The sequence below is a fragment of the Mycobacterium sp. E1747 genome (genome assembly GCF_001667775.1).
GTDB lineage: Bacteria > Actinomycetota > Actinomycetes > Mycobacteriales > Mycobacteriaceae > Mycobacterium.
In genome coordinates, this window is record NZ_LZJI01000108.1 from 1 (window position 1) to 1147 (window position 1147).

Consider the following 1147-nt stretch of genomic DNA (forward strand, 5'->3'; position numbering starts at 1 on the left):
TGACCACTGCAATGGCCGGGCCGACGTCCGACGTGCGCATCCCGCTCAACCGCGCGGTCGTGATGCTGGTCATCGACGTCTCGGAGTCCATGGCGTCCACCGACGTCCCCCCCGACCGGCTGACCGCCGCGAAGGTGGCCGGCAAGCAGTTCGCCGACGAGCTGACGCCGGCCATCAACCTGGGGCTGGTGGAGTTCGCGGCCAACGCGTCGCTGCTGGTCTCGCCGACCCCCCAGCACCAGGCGACGATCGAGGCGCTCAACAAGCTCAACTTCGCCGACAGCACGGCAACCGGCGAGGCCATCTTCACCGCCCTGCACGCGGTTAGCGCCCTGGCCATCACGGGCGGCGACACCCCGCCCCCGGCCCGCATCGTGCTGGAATCCGACGGCGCGGAGAATGTGCCGCTGGACGCCAACGCCCCGCAGGGGGCGTTCACCGCCGCCCGGGCCGCCAAGGCCGCGGGCGTGCAGATCTCGACCATCTCCTTCGGGACGCCGTACGGCACCGTCGAATACGAGGGCGCCACGATCCCGGTTCCCGTCGACGACCAGACGCTGCAGAAGATCTGCGAGATCACCGACGGCCAGGCGTTCCACGCCGACAGCCTGGAATCGCTGAAGAACGTCTACTCGACCCTGCAGCGCCAGATCGGCTACGAGACCGTCAAGGGCGACGCCAGCCTGGCCTGGATGCTGCTGGGCGCGGTCGCGTTGGCCGGTGCGATCCTGGCCGGGCTGTTCCTGAATCGCCGGCTGCCCTCCTGAGCGATCAGACCGGCAGCCGCCGGTTGATCAGCAGCGCCAGCGCCGTCGCGATCAAGGCGGTGATCACGCCCAGGCGCAGCCACCCGGCGCTGCCCGGCCCCGGCACGGTCCGATAACCGATGTCCTTCTCGATGGCGTTGTAGCTCTTGTTGAGCTCGGCGATGTTGCTGGCGGTGTAGGACTGCCCGCCGGACAGCTTGGCGATGGTCTTCATGTGGTCCGTCGAGACCGGGACGGCGACGCGCTGCCCGTCCATCTCGATCTCGCCGGTCTTGGTGCCGAACGAGATCGTCGAAATGGGCACGCCCTCGTCGCGGGCCAGCCGCGCCGCCGTGTACGCCCCGTCGTGCGGGTCGCTGGGATTGGACGGCTTGTTCTCC

The 1147-nt window shown here is 69.4% G+C and carries 1 protein-coding gene and 1 pseudogene; one reads left to right on the plus strand and one right to left on the minus strand.

All coding sequences use genetic code 11. From position 1 onward, the window contains the following. A partial coding sequence (locus tag A5695_RS11235) for a VWA domain-containing protein (RefSeq protein ID WP_068081177.1) occupies positions 1-767 on the plus strand: 767 nt, incomplete at its 5' end. 4 nt (positions 768-771) lie between these two features. On the opposite strand, the pseudogene A5695_RS11240 reads toward A5695_RS11235, so the two are convergent. Beyond that, positions 772-1147: pseudogene (locus tag A5695_RS11240) on the minus strand (hypothetical protein); the annotation flags it as partial.